At 60.3% G+C, this 18,555-nt stretch carries 16 protein-coding genes and 1 pseudogene; 12 read left to right on the top strand and 5 right to left on the bottom strand.

The features are described 5' to 3' along the window. Positions 1-102 precede the first annotated feature (102 nt). A pseudogene (locus BG57_RS28250) lies at positions 103-288 on the top strand (IS21 family transposase); the annotation flags it as partial. A 138-nt stretch (positions 289-426) separates the two neighbouring features. On the opposite strand, the gene BG57_RS28245 reads toward BG57_RS28250, so the two are convergent. Next, positions 427-3,360, bottom strand: a complete 2,934-nt coding sequence (locus BG57_RS28245) for a Tn3 family transposase (RefSeq protein ID WP_035970215.1) — start codon at positions 3,358-3,360, stop codon at positions 427-429. A 292-nt stretch (positions 3,361-3,652) separates the two neighbouring features. Here BG57_RS28245 and BG57_RS28240 point away from each other — a divergent pair, with 292 nt between their 5' ends. Next, complete coding sequence (locus tag BG57_RS28240) at positions 3,653-3,835, top strand: hypothetical protein (RefSeq protein ID WP_035970214.1); 183 nt, start codon at positions 3,653-3,655, stop codon at positions 3,833-3,835. 102 nt (positions 3,836-3,937) lie between these two features. On the opposite strand, the gene BG57_RS28235 is transcribed toward BG57_RS28240, so the two are convergent. Beyond that, positions 3,938-4,840 (bottom strand): LysR family transcriptional regulator, encoded by a 903-nt coding sequence (locus tag BG57_RS28235; protein WP_035970228.1) that lies wholly within the window; start codon positions 4,838-4,840, stop codon positions 3,938-3,940. 122 nt (positions 4,841-4,962) lie between these two features. On the opposite strand from BG57_RS28235, the gene BG57_RS28230 reads away from it, so the two are divergent. From BG57_RS28230 to BG57_RS28215, 4 genes are all read left to right on the top strand, one after another. Beyond that, positions 4,963-5,373, top strand: a complete 411-nt coding sequence (locus tag BG57_RS28230; RefSeq protein ID WP_035970213.1) for a (R)-mandelonitrile lyase — start codon at positions 4,963-4,965, stop codon at positions 5,371-5,373. Positions 5,374-5,456: 83 nt separating this feature from the next. Beyond that, positions 5,457-5,855, top strand: a complete 399-nt coding sequence (locus BG57_RS28225) for a (R)-mandelonitrile lyase (RefSeq protein WP_035970227.1) — start codon at positions 5,457-5,459, stop codon at positions 5,853-5,855. After that, positions 5,797-6,648, top strand: a complete 852-nt coding sequence (locus BG57_RS28220; RefSeq protein ID WP_035970212.1) for a carboxymuconolactone decarboxylase family protein — start codon at positions 5,797-5,799, stop codon at positions 6,646-6,648. The genes BG57_RS28225 and BG57_RS28220 overlap by 59 nt, the downstream gene beginning before the upstream one ends. 156 nt (positions 6,649-6,804) lie before the next feature. Continuing rightward, complete coding sequence (locus tag BG57_RS28215) at positions 6,805-8,001, top strand: MFS transporter (protein ID WP_035970211.1); 1,197 nt, start codon at positions 6,805-6,807, stop codon at positions 7,999-8,001. Positions 8,002-8,341: 340 nt separating this feature from the next. Here BG57_RS28215 and BG57_RS32045 read toward each other — a convergent pair whose 3' ends face one another. Next, positions 8,342-8,617 carry a DUF4148 domain-containing protein gene (locus BG57_RS32045; protein ID WP_152562730.1) on the bottom strand — a complete coding sequence of 92 codons (276 nt, stop codon included), beginning with the start codon at positions 8,615-8,617 and terminating at the stop codon, positions 8,342-8,344. Positions 8,618-8,867: 250 nt separating this feature from the next. On the opposite strand from BG57_RS32045, the gene BG57_RS28210 reads away from it, so the two are divergent. Beyond that, on the top strand, positions 8,868-9,761 hold the full coding sequence (locus BG57_RS28210) for a LysR family transcriptional regulator (protein ID WP_035970210.1): 894 nt from the start codon (positions 8,868-8,870) through the stop codon (positions 9,759-9,761). A gap of 3 nt (positions 9,762-9,764) precedes the next feature. On the opposite strand, the gene BG57_RS28205 is transcribed toward BG57_RS28210, so the two are convergent. Continuing rightward, entirely contained in the window at positions 9,765-10,982 is a 1,218-nt protein-coding gene (locus tag BG57_RS28205; protein WP_035970209.1) for an MFS transporter, read from the bottom strand. Between the two features lie 215 nt (positions 10,983-11,197). Between BG57_RS28205 and paoA the strand changes: the two genes are divergently transcribed. The 4 genes from paoA (at position 11,198) to BG57_RS28185 (ending at position 15,524) form a co-directional block, all read left to right on the top strand. Next, a complete protein-coding gene (gene paoA, locus BG57_RS28200; protein ID WP_081851019.1) occupies positions 11,198-11,896 on the top strand; it encodes an aldehyde dehydrogenase iron-sulfur subunit PaoA in 699 nt (232 codons plus the stop codon). Beyond that, on the top strand, positions 11,893-12,843 hold the full coding sequence (locus BG57_RS28195; protein WP_035970208.1) for an FAD binding domain-containing protein: 951 nt from the start codon (positions 11,893-11,895) through the stop codon (positions 12,841-12,843). Before paoA ends, BG57_RS28195 begins: the two co-directional genes overlap by 4 nt. Before the next feature lie 3 nt (positions 12,844-12,846). After that, the gene (gene paoC / locus BG57_RS28190) at positions 12,847-15,045 is read left to right on the top strand and encodes an aldehyde oxidoreductase molybdenum-binding subunit PaoC (RefSeq protein WP_035970207.1); all 2,199 of its coding nucleotides are present in this window, start codon (positions 12,847-12,849) and stop codon (positions 15,043-15,045) included. 125 nt (positions 15,046-15,170) lie between these two features. Beyond that, positions 15,171-15,524 carry a cyclophilin-like fold protein gene (locus tag BG57_RS28185; RefSeq protein ID WP_035970206.1) on the top strand — a complete coding sequence of 118 codons (354 nt, stop codon included), beginning with the start codon at positions 15,171-15,173 and terminating at the stop codon, positions 15,522-15,524. Between the two features lie 96 nt (positions 15,525-15,620). On the opposite strand, the gene BG57_RS28180 is transcribed toward BG57_RS28185, so the two are convergent. After that, positions 15,621-17,048 carry an aldehyde dehydrogenase family protein gene (locus BG57_RS28180; RefSeq protein ID WP_229754108.1) on the bottom strand — a complete coding sequence of 476 codons (1,428 nt, stop codon included), beginning with the start codon at positions 17,046-17,048 and terminating at the stop codon, positions 15,621-15,623. Between BG57_RS28180 and BG57_RS32345 the strand changes: the two genes are divergently transcribed. Continuing rightward, a complete protein-coding gene (locus BG57_RS32345) occupies positions 17,031-18,140 on the top strand; it encodes an NAD-binding protein (RefSeq protein ID WP_229754107.1) in 1,110 nt (369 codons plus the stop codon). The genes BG57_RS28180 and BG57_RS32345 overlap by 18 nt on opposite strands. Positions 18,141-18,555: the final 415 nt, after the last annotated feature.

Here is an 18,555-nt window from a genome sequence, read left to right as displayed (position 1 = left end):
CGAAAATTCAGCCACATGTAGGGATCGCGCCGACTGAAAACTGAGCCGGGCAATCAACCTATCCTGCTAGTTTTTCTGGCAGGGTGTTTGGGGATGATCCCGATGACGATGATTGGCAAGGTGCGGCGGATGTTCCACCGCCAGAACAAGTCGGTACGCGAGATAGCGCGTCTCACAAGCCTGTCGCGCAACACGATTAGTAAATATCTGAACATGGATGTTCAGGAGGAGCCGAAGTATCAGCGGCGCTCGCAGCCGACCCGGTTGACGCCGTTTCACGAGGTGCTGGTGGGGGTGGTCTTGATTCCCGTGCATTTTCCGGGTTAGGGCGCTCTAGCTCCGACAAGGCTTTGCGTTCTGGCGCCAAATTAATATCTCTATAAATCAAGCACTTTCTGTCTACCCTGAAACGCATCGTCGGCGCGTCTAGGCGCGCTGACTGGCTGCACGCGTCGCCGCTCCTTGGGTCAAGCTTGGAAGCAGCCTGCTCGCGTACCGTCCCACGGGAAAAATGAATGTCCCTCGCAGGTTGATGCCCTCCAGATGCGTCGGCGCAATCCTTCTGAGCTGTTCGGCTCCAGGCGATTTGCCTCCGGAGGCTTGCAGCGCCTCAAGTGCATGCTGCATGTGGGTCGTGTTCCATGCCATCAGAATGTTCGCAAGCAGCGTCAATGCGGAAGACACGGCCGAGAGCGAATCTTCGCGCCGTGCCAATTCGACGGGGATGCGGCCAACATGAATCGCGCGTTGAACCACGTGCACGGCCTCGCCCCGATTCAACACGTGCTGCAGCTCCGTCCGGAATGTCGTGTTCGTGAAGTAATCGATCAGGAAGATGCTGCGGAACAGACGACCGATGTGGACGCCTCCGTCATAGACCGGCTGCCCACGCGCTGCTGAGCCGAAGCGGGTTAGGGCTTCCACTGCAGTACATTTTCCTGAGCGAATCGATGCAGCAATCCTGACAAACTCGTCCCAGACTTCAGCGATGAGGTCAAGTCTGACGTCGCGGTCTGTCACCGCACAAAGCTCTTGCGGCACGTCCTGACTGCGAGGAACGTGAAGCCGACGATCGCGAAGATGCGACAGGCGAGGGCAGAGATCAAATCCAAGCGCGCGGGCCAGGCCCATCGCGAAATCGGTGTACCCATGCGTGTCGACAGCGAGCTGAGCGATGTCTTTCGTGGCACTCTGGCGCACAACACCTTCGATGGCCGCACCTGCTTGCCGCTCATTCAAAACGATCGGCTGATCGTAAAAGATGCCCCAACGATCGAGTACGTGTGTGTACATTCCGATGGATGCCGAGCGGCGCCGCGGATCTGCCCGAGCCTGCCATACCTTTCGTGTGGTTTCGAGCGACATCATGTCGGAAGACGCGAGATCAGAACGGCCCCAGTGAGCAGCGATAGGGTGCTCGTGCATGAACTCAAGAACTGCATCGGCGGCAAGCCTCAGCTTTCTCTCGTCCGCCAAGCGTTTCATCATTTGGCGGATCGCGTCGCCTGGCACCTCGGGCACCATCCTAGAGAGTTCCGCCGCCGAGAGAGATGTTCCATGCGCGAGCACGGCGGAATAGACCATCAGCAGTTCCACTCGTGAGCGAGGTTCACGCCCGAGCAAAAGCCAACTGAATCGTGTTGCGCTATCGATCTCGAGGATGATCTCCGGTAGTTGCCCCTGCGGATGCGCCTGATAGATCGCCTGTCGCATGCGATCCGCTTCGTTGTCCGCCGACTGGGCCTTAAGCGGACTCAAATGCACCGCCGTATCAACTTGCACATCCCCTTGCTTCACCGCGTCGAGCAAGAGATCAAGCCTTTGATCGAGAAGTGAAAGGATCGGATCGAGGAATTCCTTGGGGTCTTGCGGAAGACCCAGTTGCCCGTAAAGATTGTTGCGTTTGGCGATCCACTCGCCCATCGGAATCAGCATGCAAGTTCGACTACGGAACGCGAAACTATGCTCCACATAGATCGATCCGTTGCGAAGCGCGACGCGCAGGGCGAACAACGTGGCCCATTCGAACGCCTTCATGGCTTTGATTCGGTCGAATCCGTCGATCGCTTCGCGCCATGCGCGACCCAGACGAATATTCAACCCATCGGGCAGTAAGTAAGCGTGACGGCGATAAAGATCTCGAAGCAGAACGATCGCGTCGAGTACGGGATGAGTAGAATCAGCTTCGAAGGGCAGTTGCACTATCCGCATCAATAGGTTCCGTGCCGAGTGTCGCTTGCCGATTAGATGCTGCCGCATGAGGCTGCGGCGGCTTTGTGGTGGGCAGAGAACTTTGTCGGCCAGCTCACAGAGCGCGCTACCTAGCTGTTCGCGCGACAGGGACTCGTCAATCGCCAACGCCTTCACAGTCAGGGCGAACTCGCGAAGCTGATCTTCACGCTTGTTCTTCGCCGCATCGAGCGCGCGAGATGCATCATTCACGACTTTCTGCACCCAGCGCCGGAGCATAGTGAGTACGTGATCGGTCGCCGTGCACAGCGAATAACGCATGAAACAGGCGGCCTCGAGCCTCCGGTTCTGCGGCGCGATCCGTTTGCTGATGGATGGAGAGCGGTTGGCACACCGACGAGCGTAGTAGCGAACAATTGCATCGTTGCACGCGCCTGGCCATGCGGATGCGACGCCGTGCATGGTGAGGAGATTAATCTTGTCCAGCACTTCGCCCATCTGCTGAGTCGAACCACGGAGCGGTACAGCCCAAAGCCAGCCCTGCAGGCTCACATACGCCTTGTGTGGCTGGGGTAAAAGGCGTGCCCAGCTGTCCAATTTCTCCGGGCCAAAAGTTCGCTGAAATTCCTCGTGGAGCGAACTCTCGATATCGCGAACTGCTTGGACGATGAACTGTCGGATTGTCCGTTCGTTGGGTATGACGATCCGATGTTCGTAGAACCATTGCTTCAGGTCGTTGCCCAGTTGGCCGCGCTCTGGGCGACCCGTCAATTGTTCCTTCAGCCAACGGATCACGTATCGACGTTGGTGCTCTGAGATCGTGCGGAAGTTCGCGATGATTTGAGCAAATCGTTGATGGTCGGACAGCGTATCGAAGTGTCCGTCGTAGATCGAGCGCAGCGTTCCGAGATCGGGCGGCTGGACATGCAGTTGTCGACCGAGGTGCCGCCACAGCATCGCAGGTATCTGGCGATATGAATCCAGCGATCGGCCGGACATTCGTATGAACCCGACGTGCAACGCAACGGCGAGACGATATAAATCAGATCGCCGCGTCTCGATGAGCGCGATCTCTTGCTTCGAGAACGTGAAGAAAGTGTTGAGTTCAAACTCGCTCAGATCGCGGGGTACTTGACGGATCCCAAGATAGCCTGTTCGCCAGCTTTCCATCGTCTGTGCTCCGCGGCGATCACGAAGCGATCCAGCCTAGCGGTGCAAAATCGGCGGCGCTACGGTACAAATCGGGATGCCGACCTGGCATCGGCTGTCCAGCCGACAGCAACCAGCGGCGATTCGCTGAAATGGACATAATGTGACACGTTACGAGCCTAGTGAGCAGACGGTCCTTGACATAAGGCTCTCCGGAATTAAAATGCGATAACTTGGGTTATGTCAAGTAAATAGGAGTACGAAATTAAGTGTGACTAGACGCGATACTCTGCGCCGGGCCGTCGCACAGATCATGTGGATTTCCGCGATTTGGGAGGCGCGCACCGACATCGATCAGGATAGCCACGAACTGTTCACCGATGTGGTGCAATGCCGTCTCTCTCAACAATTCCCGGGTGACCGAATTGAACACGGCGAAACGCCCGAGCGCTCCATTGCGCGTGTACTCGAATGCGTGACGTTCGGCGTGCCATAGCGACAATATCCGGCCCTTTCGGTTAAGCGCCGGGATTCCGGCCTTTATTCCAAGCAGAAGACTGCTGCGTGCGCCGGCGTACTTGCCACTTATTCCCCAAGGTCACTGTGCCCGGCGCCGATAGCCCAGCTTCAGCGCATGTACGACGAGTTCGACCGCACGCGACGATTTTCGGCGACTCGGGTAATAAACGTGATGGCCAGCGAAAGTGGGATACCAGTCGTCCAGCACCCAGGCGAGTCGACCTGCCTGGACATGTGGCTCGGCGAGATCCTTAGGCACGTAGGCGAGTCCGAAGTCACAGAGCGCCGCATCGAGCATCTGATAGACGTTATTGAAGGTGAGTTGTCCCTCGACGCGCACCTGCAGTTCCCGTCGCCCCTTGCTCAATTCCCACGGCAGCAGTGAATCTCGCGTCGGCAGGCGAAGATTGATGCAATTGTGAAGCGTCAGATCTGTTGGTGCTTTGGCCCGCGGCCTCGTTGACAGATAGTCTGGCGAGCCCACGATCGCCATGGTCATATCGGGTGCGATGCGCACCGCGATCATGTCTTTGGCCACCTGGTCGCCGAGTCGTACCCCGATGTCATACCGGTCGGCCACGATATCCGACAAGCCATAGTCGTTCACCAGTTCGATTCTCAACTCGGGATACTCGCGAAGAACGGCCTGCACCCGCGGCCAGACATAGGTATTCGCGGCGTAGTCCGTGGTCGTGATCCGCACCGTTCCTGCCGGCCGGTCAGTCATTGCCCGCAAGGATTCGAGCTCCGCCTCGATCTCCTCGAACCGCGGCCCGACCGACGCGATCAGGCGTTCGCCGGCTCCGGTCGGTGAAACGCTACGAGTCGTACGCGTGAGCAGCGGCAGCCCCATGCGCTCCTCCAGGGCCCGCACCGTGCGGCTCAACGCCGATTGCGATACGCCTAGCTGCGCGGCAGCCCGCGTGAAGTTTCGCTCGCGCGCGACCGCCATGAACGCCACTAGATCATTGAAATCTTCCATCGATTCATGCTCCACAGCATAAGACCATGCCGAGTTTGCCATCTAGTCGCATGAATGGCGAGGCAGTAAATTAGTGTCGTGTGGCATCACGCCAGCAAGACATCGGCTGAGGAAGGAAGATCATGGAATTGAAGCGCGCGGGCTCGCAGCCCTCAATCAAAGGCCCCGACGAATGGTTCACCGGGACGGTGCGGATCGATCCGCTGAACGCTCCGCCGCCACCGGCGCGCGTATCGTGTGCAAGCGTCACGTTCGAGCCGGGCGCGCGCACCGCGTGGCACACGCATCCGCTCGGTCAGACGCTGCTCGTCACGGCCGGATGCGGCTGGACGCAATGCGACGCCGAGCCGCGCGCCGAAATCCGCGCGGGTGATGTCATCTGGTGTCCGCCCGGCCACAAGCACTGGCACGGCGCGACATCGACGACCGCGATGACGCATATCGCCATTCAAGAAGCGCTCGACGGCAAGAACGTCAATTGGCTGGAGAAGGTGACGGACGACCAGTATCTCGGCACCGGCGAGCAGACATGATCAGGCTTTCCGCGTCCATCATCGTCATAGCATTGGTCTGCGTGTCACTGGCAGCACCAGCTGTTGCGGATGAGTCTCCCGCCATAACGATCGCGCACGCGGGATCGCAGCCGTCTCAATCGGGCGGAAATCAGCGCTTCGCCGGCTCGGTGCGCATCGATCCGCTCTTCCAATCGACATCACCTTCGCGCCTATCAGGTGGCATGGTCACGTTCCAACCTGGTGCTCGTACGGCGTGGCATACGCATCCGCTAGGGCAGACATTGATTGTCATGTCCGGAACAGGCTGGATCCAGCAGAGGGGACAAGAGCGGCGGAATATCGTCGCCGGCGACGTCGTCTCGATCCCGGCGGGCGTCAAGCATTGGCACGGTGCCACATCCACCGCGGGCATGACGCATATCGCACTACAGGAGGCGCTCGATGGCAAAAACGTCGATTGGCTGGAACAGGTCACGGATGAGCAATACCGTTATCCGTAACGAGAAAGTCAGCCGCTTGACATGGATGCTTGCGACGGCAGGAGCGACCGTACTCTTGTCTGCCTGCGTACAACCGCAAAGGACGACAACCATGCAAGAGTCCCCTTCCCTCGCCGATCTCGAGGCGGTATCTCCCGCCTTCGAGCGCTATACCACGCAGACCGTGCTCAATGGTCTCTGGAAGCGACCACAACTCTCGCCGCGCGACCGCAGCATGGTTACGCTTTCCGTGCTGATCGCCCGCAGCCAGAGCGTCGAGATGCCTTTTTATATCAGACTCGCGCTCGATAACGGCGTAAAGCCAGCGGAAATCTCGGAGATGATCGCACATCTGGCCTTCTATGCCGGGTGGGCCAATGCAACCGCCGCATCAGCTATCGCAAAACCCATCTTCGATGAGCGCGGTATCGGATCGGATCGAGTCGCTCCCGCCGACGTAGCCCCGCTGCCACTAAACGAAGCCGCAGAACGGCAGCGCGCGCAGATGGTCGAAGAGAGCTTCGGCGCGGTTGCTGCCGGCGTTGTCCAGTACACGACCGATGTGCTCTTTCGCGATCTCTGGCTGCGTCCGGGGTTGGCGCCTCGTGATCGCAGTCTGATCACCGTGAGCGCGCTCGTCGCAAACGGTCAGGTTGCGCAGATCCCCTATCACCTGAACCGCGCCATGGACAACGGGCTCACGAAGGACGAAGCGTCCGAAGCACTGACGCAGTTGGCATTCTACGCGGGATGGCCGAACGTCTTCTCAGCGATGCCAGTGTTCAAAGACGTGTTCGCGAAGCGCGCAACATGACCATCATGCCGGCTTACAGCGATCGCGGCCGACACTCCGGAGCCTTAAGGAAAGCTTCACCAAGGGAACGACCATGACTAGAACATTAACGGCAAAGTAATCGTCATTACCTGCGCCATCAGCCGACGCCGAAGGTCGCACGATAGGAGCTGTTTTATGGTCGAGTCACGTTCGACAGAAGTTGACGGGCAGTCCGTGCTTGCGACGCTGACGCCGGTGATGACCGCAGTTCTCGCCGGCTTCATTATCATCGGCGTAGCGCTTCCTGTACTGCCCTTACACGTGAACGATGATTTGGGCTTCGGTCCATTTGTCGTCGGCCTCGTGGCCGGAGCACAGTTTGCCGCCTCGCTCTTCTCGCGAGTGTGGGCGGGGTCATATTCTGATAGGCGCGGTGCCAAGCGCGGCGTGCTCGTCGGTCTTGTCGCTGCGGCAGCGGCCGGGCTGCTGTACTTGCTGTCCCTCGCTTTCGTGAAGGCACCAACGCTCTCCGTTTCAATTTTGCTTGTCGGCCGCGCGGTTCTGGGCGGGGCGGAGAGCTTCATCATCACCGGTGGCGTCGCCTGGGGGCTTGGGCTCGTCGACAGACATCATGCCGGGAAAGTGATCGCCTGGGTGGGAACGGCGATGTTTGCAGCCATGGCGCTGGGCGGTCCCATTGGGATCCTGCTTTACGAGTCATTCGGTTTTTCTGCGATCGCACTTTTAACGACGCTGCTTCCCTTGATCGTGCTGGCTTACCTGACCAGGATGCCCGCAGTTGAGTCGCAACCGCACGGGGAGCAGGCCTCGTTCAATTCGATCCTGACGGTCGTCTGGCTGCCCGGTCTAGGCGCGGCGCTAGCCAGCGTTGGATACTGCGCAATACTGGCGTTTAGTTCGTTGTTCTTTACGGCGATGCACTGGCAGCCAGTGTGGATCGGCTTCACTGCCTTTGGCGTCGCACTGATCGCGGCGCGCACGGTTGCGGGCCATCTTCCTGACCGGTTCGGAGGGGCGAAGGTAGCGGCTGTATTCGTCGTCATTCAGGCGATCGGCCTGCTGCTCATTTGGATGGCGAAGACGACGTTGCTAGCGTCCGTAGGGGCCGCCCTTGCCGGATTCGGTTATTCACTCGTGTATCCAGGGCTCGGCGTCGAGGCAGTCAGGAGCATAACGCCCAAGAATCGCGGAATGGCGATGGGCCTCTACACTGCCTTCCTCGATGTCGCCATGGCTGCAGGCGGCCCGGCGCTTGGATGGATCGGCGCGCAGGCCGGCCTGCACGCAGTTTTCCTGGTCGCCGCGGTCATTGTCGCCTGCACTGCTGGGGTGGCTATCCAACTGCTACGTCAGAATCGCGTAGCTGTGTGAACTCACAATGCAGCTTGTTAGCGTCCCGCAGGCTCTTTGAGCGTTACCCCTTGAGGTCGACAAAGCAACGTTCACGTGCGCTCATCGTCGAAACCGACGTCTGAAAGTCGCACGTCCTGCTTGGGCGAATGCCTGTTGATGGTCTATTGCCGAAGATAGCTGTTCCAGCGCGGCGCATCCACACCCGGCGCCGCGCCATGATCTTCCTACTCAAGCTTGAGCCAGACGCGTGCGCACTGCGTCACTCATTCAGATCGCGCTAAAGCGCGTGAAAACCAAACTCCATCACTGACATCGCAACGTGATGCCAGTCTTTATATGTGCGCCCGTGAGAGCGGTACTATTCACTCGTCACTGCAACTTCGTTGGTAACGGAAGGAATCGATCGCTCGGCGATCATGCGCGAGCCTTCTACCCTGGCCGATGCTGCCTGCGCGTCGTCAACCCAGGTGCGAGGATTCTGACGGGCCGGGTTATAGCCAGCGGCCTTATACGAAATCATCTCTCGTTGAACGTCCTCGCGTGAGAGTGGTTGCGATGTTGCGAATGTCGAATAGGCAGACATGGCAAACAGAAGTGCAGTGGCGGCCTGCATAGATTTACTTCTACGGGTCATACGTATTCCTAATATTAAAGAGATTGAGATAACACTCCGTGATGCATTCGTGCGACGCTGGGTCGCCTTTCCGAGCGCCGCGAACATGTGCGACGTCTAAATCCACTTTACATCTTCGTTTCTATCTGATTAAGTAGCAGCGTATGCTTGCGGTTATGAATACCACTCATGAATGCATTTCCTCCTGCTTTGACCCGCAGTGCGCGAAACGTGGCGCATTCATTTGGACGAAACGGCTACCTCAGATGTCATGGCCCGCGATAATCTCAGCGATATAATCGTTTTTCTCGCGGTCGCCCGCGAGCAAAGCTTCACGCGCGCGGCAGCGAAACTCGGTGTCTCGCAATCAGCGCTCAGCCACACTATCCGCGAGCTCGAAGCTCGGCTCGGCGTGCGCCTGCTCACCCGGACGACCCGCAGCGTGTCGATGACGGCAGCGGGCGAAGCGCTTTTTCAGACGGCCGCCCCGAGAATCGAGGAAATCGATGCCAAGCTGGCGGCCCTTTCGGAATTTAGCGACAAGCCTGCGGGCCTCATCCGGATCACGGCGACCGATCACACCATCGACGCCATCGTCTGGCCGAAGCTTCGTGCGGTGCTGCGAGACTATCCGGAGATTCAGGTGGAGTTGACCGTGGACTATGGACTCGTCGACATCGTGGAAGACCGCTACGACATGGGCGTTCGCTTCGGCGACCAGGTTGCCAAGGACATGATTGCCGTGCGCATCAGTGCCGACGTGCCGATGGCGATCGTCGGCGCGCCGGCGTATTTCAAGCGCAGACCGCTTCCGCGCTCACCGGAGGATCTGTTGAAGCATGACTGCATCACATTGAGGCTCACGACGACGAAAGGAATCTATGCGTGGGAGCTGCAAAAGGGCAAGCGCGCCGTTCAGGCACGCGTGAGCGGACAGATGATCTTCAACTCTCAACCGCAGATGATCCGCGCCGCACTTGACGGCTACGGCCTGGCGTTTGTTCCGGAGGAGGCGGTCCAGCCTCACATCCGGAGCGGGAAACTGCAGGCTGTGATGAAAGATTGGTGCCCCAGCTTTCCAGGCATGCACGTCTACTACCCGAGCCGGCGTCAGAGCTCGAGGGCGTTCACGATCGTGCTGGACGCGCTGAGGCATGCGCGGTGAGTCTCATACGTTCGACGCGCGTGCGGCACGCGACGATTCACGATCGACCGCGGCACGGTTCGTACGCGAGGTAACCGCCGCCATCATCGCGCCGCACACGAGCAGCGCAGCGGACAGCCCGAAGGTCGCACGATAGCCACTGCCGTCGAACAGCACACCGCCGAGCGTCGCGCCAAGCGTAATGGCGAGCTGAATCACGGCGACCATAAGTCCGCCACCGGCTTCGGCATCGCCCGGAAGCGTTTCGGAAAGCCACGTAAACCAGCCTACCGGCGCCGACGTCGCGATCAACCCCCACGCGCCAAGCAGCACCGCGGTCGTCGCAACGGAACTGCCCGACACGATCAGCGCGAGCGCGATGCCGCTCATCAACAGCGGTATGCCAACCAATACCCGATGCACGCCCTTACTCAACAGCTTCCCGACCAGGATGGTGCCTGCGAGACCGGCAACGCCTATGACGAGCAGAATCAATGAAAGCACAGACACATTCGCCCTCGTCACGTTTTCGAGGTACGGACGCAGATAGGTGAACAACGAAAACTGTCCCATGAACAGGAGCGCCACCGCGCTGACTCCGCACCGCACTCGCGGGTCGCCGAGGAGACGGAGGACACCGCCTTTCGCGCCGGTTTCGCGCGCTGGAGGCAGCTTCGGCAGGGTCCACGCTTGCCAGACCAGAGCCAGCGCGGCCAGCGGCACCACGCAGAAGAACGCGCCGCGCCATCCGACGATCGAGCCGAGAAAACTTCCCGCAGGCGCAGCAACCGCCGTGGCCAGCGCCGTACCGCCCTGCACGATCGCGATCGCGCGCGGCACGAAAGACTGCGGCGCGATCCGCATAATCACGGCGGTGTTCATGGACCAGCAGCCGCCGATCGACACGCCCAGCAATGCACGCCCGAGCATCAGCACGGCGTAGCTCGGTGCGATGGAAACGAGCACGCCCGAGGCGACCATCAGCGCAGTCAGCGTCAGCAGGACCTTTTTGCGGTCCAGACGCCTGGTCAAGTTCGAAACGCTAAGGCTCGTCACAACGGCAAGGAAGCCGGACACGGAAATGGCCTGACCTGCCTGTCCGTCGCTCAGGAAGAGTTCGTGAGCGATCGGTGTCAGCAGACTGACCGGCAGAAACTCCGATGCGACTAGGGCGAATGCGCAGAGCGACATGGCAAGCACGGCGCTCCACACCTGTCTGTTCGAGAGGGTGGATGGAGTCATCAAAGAGTTTTAGTGCGTTCGATGCGCCGGGCGACAAGGACAAAAACCGCGAGCCCGGTAGACAACGAGCAAATTTACACGCACCTGACTATCTGATTAAGCCATAAAAACCGATCGAGCCTATGCACCTGGCTCATTAATCGCACTTCATTTCGGCTTTAAGATCTGACGATCAATCAGACTTCCACTGCACGCGCATCCGAGGAGAACGGTTCATGAATCCCAGTCCGCCGCAGGCCGATAAGGTCGTCGAAGACGTCGAGCTAACCGACCACAGCCCGAAAATCAGCCGGCGCAGTCTGCTGAAACTGGCCGGATCGGGCGCCGCATCGTTGAGTGTCGTGTCGATGCCAATGCGCGCGTTGTCGGCTGAACAAGTTCGTCCGGCAGCCGAAGGCGTGTCGACCGCGAAGGTCACGCTGCATGTGAACGGCACGCAGCATGAACTGTCCCTCGACACCCGCACCACCCTGCTCGACACGTTGCGAGAACACCTGCATCTGACCGGCACGAAAAAGGGTTGCGATCACGGACAGTGCGGCGCGTGCACGGTGATCGTCGACGGACGGCGCATCAACTCGTGCCTCACGCTTGCCGTGATGCACGAGGGTGCCTACGTCACGACCATCGAAGGACTCGGCAAGCCGGCAAAACTGCATCCGATGCAGGCCGCGTTCGTGAAGCATGACGGTTTCCAGTGCGGCTACTGCACGCCCGGACAAATCTGCTCCGCGGTTGCCGTGCTCGACGAAATCAAGGCAGACATACCGAGCCACGTCAGCGCGGATTTGCTCGCCAGGCCGCGTCCCACCAATCTGGAGTTGCGCGAGCGCATGAGCGGCAACATCTGTCGCTGTGGCGCGTATTCCAATATCGCGGAAGCGATGGCCGAAGTGGCGGGGAGGCTGGCATGAAACCCTTCACTTACGAGCGCGCATCGAGCCCGGCCGCGGCGGCGGCTGCCGTGCAACATACACCCGGCGCGCGTTACATCGCAGGGGGCACCAATCTTCTTGATTTGATGAAGCTGCAGATCGAGACGCCGCTGCACCTCGTCGATATCAACGGTCTCGGCCTCGACCGGATCGAGGCGACGTCCGAGGGTGGACTCAGGATCGGCGCGCTGGTGCGCAATACGGGGCTCGCGGCGCATCAGAGCGTGCGGCGTGACTATCCCCTGCTCTCTCGCGCGTTGCTTGCGGGTGCATCGGGCCAATTGCGCAACAAGGCGACGACAGCGGGTAACCTGCTGCAACGCACGCGCTGCCCTTACTTCTACGACACCAATCTGCCGTGCAACAAGCGCGCACCCGGCAGCGGCTGTGCGGCAATTCACGGCAGCAGCCGGTCGCTAGCCGTGATCGGCGGCAGCGAAGCCTGCATCGCGACGTATCCGGGCGACATGGCGGTCGCGATGCGCGCGCTGGACGCGACCATCGAGACTGTGCGCGCCGATGGCATGGTGAGGAGCATCCCCATCGCCGACTTTTACAGATTGCCGGGCAACACGCCGCATGTCGAGAACGCGCTGGAACCCGGCGAGCTGATCACGAGCGTGACATTGCCGAAGCCTGTCGGTGGCACGCACGTTTATCACAAGGTGCGGGATCGCGCCTCCTACGCCTTCGCGCTGGTCTCGGTCGCCGCGATCGTGCACAAGGACGGTACGGGGCGCGTGGCGCTCGGCGGCGTCGCGCCAATGCCATGGCGCATCCAAGAAGCCGAAGCCGCGTTGCCGAACGGCGCGCGTGCGGTGATGTCGCGCCTTCTGGCCGACGCGAAGCCGACGCATGACAATGCCTACAAGATCACGCTGGCCGGGCGCACGCTCGACGCGGTGTTGACCCAAGCCAGGAGCTGAGCGATGAAATTCGACACCCCTTCCACCGATAACCCGATCGACCGGATGACGCACATCGGCCGCGCGACGGATCGTATCGACGGACGTCACAAGGTGACGGGCACGGCGACTTACGCCTATGAGTGGCATGATCCCTCGCGCGATCCGGCGTATGGTTTCGTCGTGGGCGCGGCGATCGCGCGCGGACGTATTGCGTCGATGGATCTCGCAGCCGCAAAGGCATCGCCCGGCGTGCTGGCGATCGTTACCGCCGACAATGCCGGTGTCCTGCAGACGGGTGATTTCAACACCGTCAGGCTGCTCGGCGGTCCGCACATCGATCATTATCATCAGGCCGTGGCGGTGGTTGTCGCCGACACTTTCGAGCAGGCGCGCGACGCCGCCCAGAAGATTCGGATCGACTACATACGCGAAGACGGACGCTACGACCTTGCCGCAGCCAAGGACTCGGCGCCGATGGCAGGCAGCGGATACTGGGGCGAGCCGGCGACGCGCACTGGAGATTTCGACGGCGCATTCACTGCTGCGACCGTGCGCCTCGACGCCACTTACACCACGCCCGACCAGAGCCACGCGATGATGGAGCCGCATGCATCGATCGCTGCGTGGACCGGGGAGCGGCTTACTCTATGGACATCGAACCAGATGATCGCCTGGGGTGCGGGCGACGTCGCAAAGACGCTCGGTATCCCGCGAGAAAACGTGCGGATGATCTCGCCGTTCATCGGCGGCGGCTTCGGCGGCAAGCTCTTCGTGCGCAGCGATGCGCTTCTCGCGGCGCTCGGCGCAAGAGCCGCGCGCCGCCCCGTGAAGGTCGCGCTCACGCGTCCATTGATGTTCAACAACACGACGCATCGTCCGGCGACGATTCAGCGCATTCGCATCGGCGCCGATACGGGCGGCAAGATCACGGCGATCGCGCACGAAAGCTGGTCCGGCGATCAACCGCACGGCCAGCCGGAGACCGCAGTTGGGCAGACGCGCCTTATCTACGCCGGCGCGAATCGCATGACCGCGATGCGCCTCGCGACGCTCGATCTGCCGGAAGGAAACGCGATGCGCGCGCCGGGCGAGGCGCCCGGCATGATGGCGCTCGAAGTCGCGATGGACGAGATGGCGGAAAAGCTCGACATCGATCCGATCGAATTTCGCGTCATCAACGACACGCAGGTGGACCCGGAGAAACCGGAACGTCCGTTCTCGCAGCGTCAGCTCGTAGAATGCTTTCGCGTCGGCGCCGAGCGTTTCGGCTGGCAGAAGCGCCAGGCACGTCCCGGGCAGGTGCGCGAAGGTCGCTGGCTCGTCGGCGTGGGCACGGCCGCGGCCTTCAGAAACAACATTGTGATGAAGTCGGCCGCGCGCGTGCGTCTCGACCGTCGCGGCATGGTGACGGTCGAGACGGACATGACCGATATCGGCACCGGCACCTACACGATCATCGCCCAGACGGCGGCCGAGATGATGGGCGTACCGCTCGAGAAAGTCTCCGTGCGCCTGGGCGACTCGACGTTTCCGGTGTCGTCGGGATCGGGCGGCCAATGGGGCGCCAACAGTTCGACCGCCGGCGTCTACGCGGCCTGCATGAAGCTGCGGGAAGCGGTAGCGGCGCGGCTCGACATGCAGGGCCCGAACGTGGTCTTCATGCGCGAGCAGGTTCGCTCGGGAAAGCGCACCGCGAGGCTTGCTGACGCCGCGGCGTCGGGTGAGCTCGTCGCCGAAGATACGATGGAATACGGCGACCTGTCGAAGCGTTATCAGCAATCGACGTTCGGCGCGCACTTCGTCGAAGTCGGAGTCGATGCGGTGACCGCCGAGATTCGCGTGCGCCGCATGCTGGCGGTCTGCGCGGCCGGGCGCATTCTCAATCCAAAGGCCGCGCGCAGCCAGGTGATCGGCGCGATGACGATGGGAGTGGGCGCGGCGCTCATGGAAGACCTCGTGGTCGACAGGCGGCACGGTATGTTCATCAACCACGATCTGGCCAGCTACGAAGTGCCCGTCCACGCCGACATTCCCCATCAGGAGGTCGTCTTTCTCGATGAACCCGATCCGACCTCATCACCGATGAAGGCGAAAGGCGTCGGTGAACTTGGACTATGCGGAGTAGGCGCGGCTATCGCGAATGCGGTGTATAACGCGACCGGCGTGCGCGTGCGCGACTATCCGCTTACGCTCGACAAGCTGCTGGCGGGGATGGCGTGATCGCACGGCACACACTCTTGCGACGACATCTCGCACGTGCATATCTGCTTGGTGTCGTAACCCTGATGCTGTCGGCTCACGCATCAGCCAACGATCAATCGAAGCCCGGGACCCAGGAGCACACGATGCAGATAGCCGTGAAGTTCGATGATCAAACGATCATAGCCGAACTGGAAGACAACGCGACCAGCCGCGATCTCCTCGCGCAGTTGCCCCTGACCTTGAGCTTCGAGGACTATCACGCCACGGAAAAAATCGCTTACCCACCGCGAAAGCTGGCCACGTCGGAGGCTCCAGACGGATACGATCCCTCTGTGGGAACCATTGCCTACTACGCACCGTGGGGCAACATCGCATTGTTTTACAAGGACTTCGGCTACTCGAAATCGCTGGTCAATCTGGGAAGGATCGTTTCGGGCCTGGACGCCCTCGCGAAGGCCCGCACCTTCAAGGCCACCGTCGAGCGCGTGACTGACTGACACCCGAAAAATTGCCACTTCTCCCTCGTCGCCGCCAGCCTCTTCCCATCCAATCGTCGACGCGTTTCGGGCCCGGACTGAGGATCGCCAGCAAGTCTAGGTATTGATATACACGCACTTGCTGTACAGGTAAGTATCCAGATGTGCACGGCCTCCCTTCGCGCCGTAGCCACTCATCTTTGTCCCACCGAAACCTACGAGCGGATCGATCAAGCCATAGCAGTTCACCCACATCACGCCCGTGTGAATCCCCTTCACGACTCTGAGAGCCTTTGAGATGTCACGCGTCCAGACTGCCCCACCGAGTCCGAATTCCGTGGCATTGCCCTTAGTGATTGCGTCCTCGACAGTGTCGAAAGGGATGACCGACATGACCGGACCAAAAATCTCTTCCTGTGCGATCCTCATGTCATTGTGGACGTCCGCGAAGACAGTGGGGCTCACAAAGTAGCCGTCGGCAAGCGATCCCTGGAGCCGTTCGCCGCCGCAAACCAGCTGGGCGCCCTCATTTGCTCCGATCTGCACATAGGACATGACCTTCTCAAGCTGGTCGTTCGAAATCAAGGGCCCAAGCTGTGCCTCAGGATCGAGACTGTGACCAACCTTGATTGATCTTGCGAAGAAAGCCGCGCGCTCGCAGAATTCCTTGACGATCTCGCGCTGAACGAAAACCCGGGTTCCCGCGAAGCAGATCTGTCCGGAGTTCGCGAACACACCCATCGCCGCGCCCTGCACCGCCTTGTCCAGATCGGCGTCGGCAAAGATGATGTCAGGTGATTTCCCTCCCAGTTCCAATTGAAGCTTCTTGATGTTCACCTTCGATGCGTCGATGATCTTTCTTCCGGTTTCAGTCGAGCCGGTGAAGGCAATGCGATCGACGCCAGAATGCCGCGCGAGCGCCGCGCCCGCCACATCACCGCGTCCAGTGACCACGTTGACGACGCCAGGGGGAAGCCCCGCCTCGTGCAGCAGTTCGGCGACACGCAACACGCTAAGCGACGCGTCCTCGGCTGGCTTGAGGACGGTGGTGCAACCGGTCGCCAGCACTGTACCCAGCAGCCACCACTGGCTGCCCAACGGCCCATTCCAGGGGATTATCCCGCCCACTACGCCCACCGGCGCTTTGAGCGACATCGTAACAACCTCTCCCGGAAGCCCGTTTTGCAACGTTTCACCGGCGATGTTGCTGCTCTGCGAAGCGAAGAACAGAATCATCTTGAGAACCGACGCCTTCGTCGCACGCGTTTTCGATATGGGTGCGCCCATGTCCACTGACTCGATTTCCGCAAGCTCGTCGAAGTTGCGATCCATCAACTCGTGAACGCGATAGAGCAGTGCCTGCCGCTCGTACGGAGTCCAGCTGCTCCAAGGTCCCTCGAATGCTGCGCGCGCCGCGCGAACCGCTCGATCGATGTCTTCCTCGCCGCCGGCTGCCAGTTGGCCGATCACCACACCGGAAGACGGATTTCTGATCTCGAGCGACTCCTCGGAGACGCATGGCGCGGTTTGCCCGTCGATCAGCAAGCGGACGTCGCGCGCAATTGCGAGACGATCTTCGTATGCCTGCCGCGTAGCTCCGATGTCAGAAACATGGTTTTTGCGGAAGACGGGTTGGCGGCTGGCCTGACTCGCGGCTCATTAATCATCGATCAGACGAGCGGTGTTCCCGAAGAAACGCGGCAGATCGCCAACGAACTCGCAAAGTGCGGAGTCGCCCTGATCGACGCTGCCGTCTCGGCAAGCCCTCATATCGTGCCATTGGGAGGCGCTACGTTGATGGTTGGCGCACCCGATCAGATTCTTGAGAGGGCAACACCGATTCTTCGTGTGATCACGGAAACGATCTACCGATGCGGGACTCGGGTCGGTGATGGTCAAGCCATGAAAATCGTCAATAACGCGATGAACGCGACGACCCGGCTTGGCACGCTAGAGGTTGCAGTGTTAGGTCGCAAATCCGGAATGTCGCTGGCAGACATGGCCGCATTTCTCAATGAAGGTTCCGCGCGCAATCAAACAACAGACAAGATGCTCCCGGCGCTCGTCGAGGGTAAGTCCTCGACGAACTTCGCTCTAGCCCTGAATACCCTTGGCGAGAGAGCCAAGCTTGAGGACATGGTCGGCGTGATCGAAAAACTTGCGGGTACTCGGCTGGCCTCTTCCGAAGGAGAATTCCCGCGGAAAGAAGCGGGCGCCCGTCACTCTCCGGCAACGCAGGAGCAACAGCGCACCAAGGAACTGTTGGAACAAGCCATTGCTTCGCTCTGTCTTCACATCACTTACGAATGCGCGATGGTTGGTGTCAAGTATGGACTCGCGATGAAGGACATTTCGGATGTTGTGAACAAGAGTTCAGGATGGAGCGCAAGCTCACGGACCCTGCTCCCCTTGCTTGCTGACGGGAAAGACGCATCGATTATCGATGTTCAACAGAGCATTCAGGATCTAAACCAGGTCTGCTCGCTTGCAATCCGGCTCGGCGCCCCACTACTGATTGTAAACTCCGTCCGAAACATTTGGGAGCAGGCGTTGAACGCAGCATCGGATCAAGGCTCCGTCGATCTCGCTGAGTTTTATCAGACTGCTTCGAAGGCAAAGTCCCCGGCATTCCACTAAGCGTCGCAACAATACGACTCCTGGCGGCAGCAGCACGCCGCCAATCTCAGACGGCGGCTGGACGGCAGCATGAGCATGACGAACTGGCGGCACGCCTGCGGGGCGCCACCCGACAGGAATGGTCAGCTTCACGCTGCTGGTCTGTCGCGGATTTCTCAATCGCGGGCGGATCACGTCTCGCTTACCGCTCGAATACCCGACGCGACGCAGGCTCGCTCCGCCTGTTTTCGGAGACAATCCTCGTACCCGCCCTTGCGTATGCGGAGCCTAAGGGTAGACAGCAAGTGTCTGCTTTTGTTGAATTTGTATATAGGGCCGCAAGGGAGAGGCCCGCCAGGCTTGGATGGCTCTAACCCGAAATTTGCAGGAAAATCCAACCTATCCCTGGTGCAGGCGCTCAGTGTCGACGCGCGGC

Source organism: Caballeronia grimmiae (genome assembly GCF_000698555.1).
Lineage (GTDB): Bacteria > Pseudomonadota > Gammaproteobacteria > Burkholderiales > Burkholderiaceae > Caballeronia > Caballeronia grimmiae.
The sequence above is the reverse complement of the archived record's forward strand: the minus strand, read 5'-3'. Positions and strand labels throughout refer to the sequence as shown.

Coding starts and splice junctions, on each gene's coding strand:
- BG57_RS28245 (WP_035970215.1), bottom strand. CDS start 3,360: ATGGAAAGCTGGCGAACAGGCTATCTTGGGATCCGTCAAGTACCCCGC.
- BG57_RS28240 (WP_035970214.1), top strand. CDS start 3,653: ATGTGGATTTCCGCGATTTGGGAGGCGCGCACCGACATCGATCAGGAT.
- BG57_RS28235 (WP_035970228.1), bottom strand. CDS start 4,840: ATGGAAGATTTCAATGATCTAGTGGCGTTCATGGCGGTCGCGCGCGAG.
- BG57_RS28230 (WP_035970213.1), top strand. CDS start 4,963: ATGGAATTGAAGCGCGCGGGCTCGCAGCCCTCAATCAAAGGCCCCGAC.
- BG57_RS28220 (WP_035970212.1), top strand. CDS start 5,797: ATGGCAAAAACGTCGATTGGCTGGAACAGGTCACGGATGAGCAATACC.
- BG57_RS28215 (WP_035970211.1), top strand. CDS start 6,805: ATGGTCGAGTCACGTTCGACAGAAGTTGACGGGCAGTCCGTGCTTGCG.
- BG57_RS32045 (WP_152562730.1), bottom strand. CDS start 8,617: ATGACCCGTAGAAGTAAATCTATGCAGGCCGCCACTGCACTTCTGTTT.
- BG57_RS28210 (WP_035970210.1), top strand. CDS start 8,868: ATGGCCCGCGATAATCTCAGCGATATAATCGTTTTTCTCGCGGTCGCC.
- BG57_RS28205 (WP_035970209.1), bottom strand. CDS start 10,982: ATGACTCCATCCACCCTCTCGAACAGACAGGTGTGGAGCGCCGTGCTT.
- paoA (WP_081851019.1), top strand. CDS start 11,198: ATGAATCCCAGTCCGCCGCAGGCCGATAAGGTCGTCGAAGACGTCGAG.
- BG57_RS28195 (WP_035970208.1), top strand. CDS start 11,893: ATGAAACCCTTCACTTACGAGCGCGCATCGAGCCCGGCCGCGGCGGCG.
- paoC (WP_035970207.1), top strand. CDS start 12,847: ATGAAATTCGACACCCCTTCCACCGATAACCCGATCGACCGGATGACG.
- BG57_RS28185 (WP_035970206.1), top strand. CDS start 15,171: ATGCAGATAGCCGTGAAGTTCGATGATCAAACGATCATAGCCGAACTG.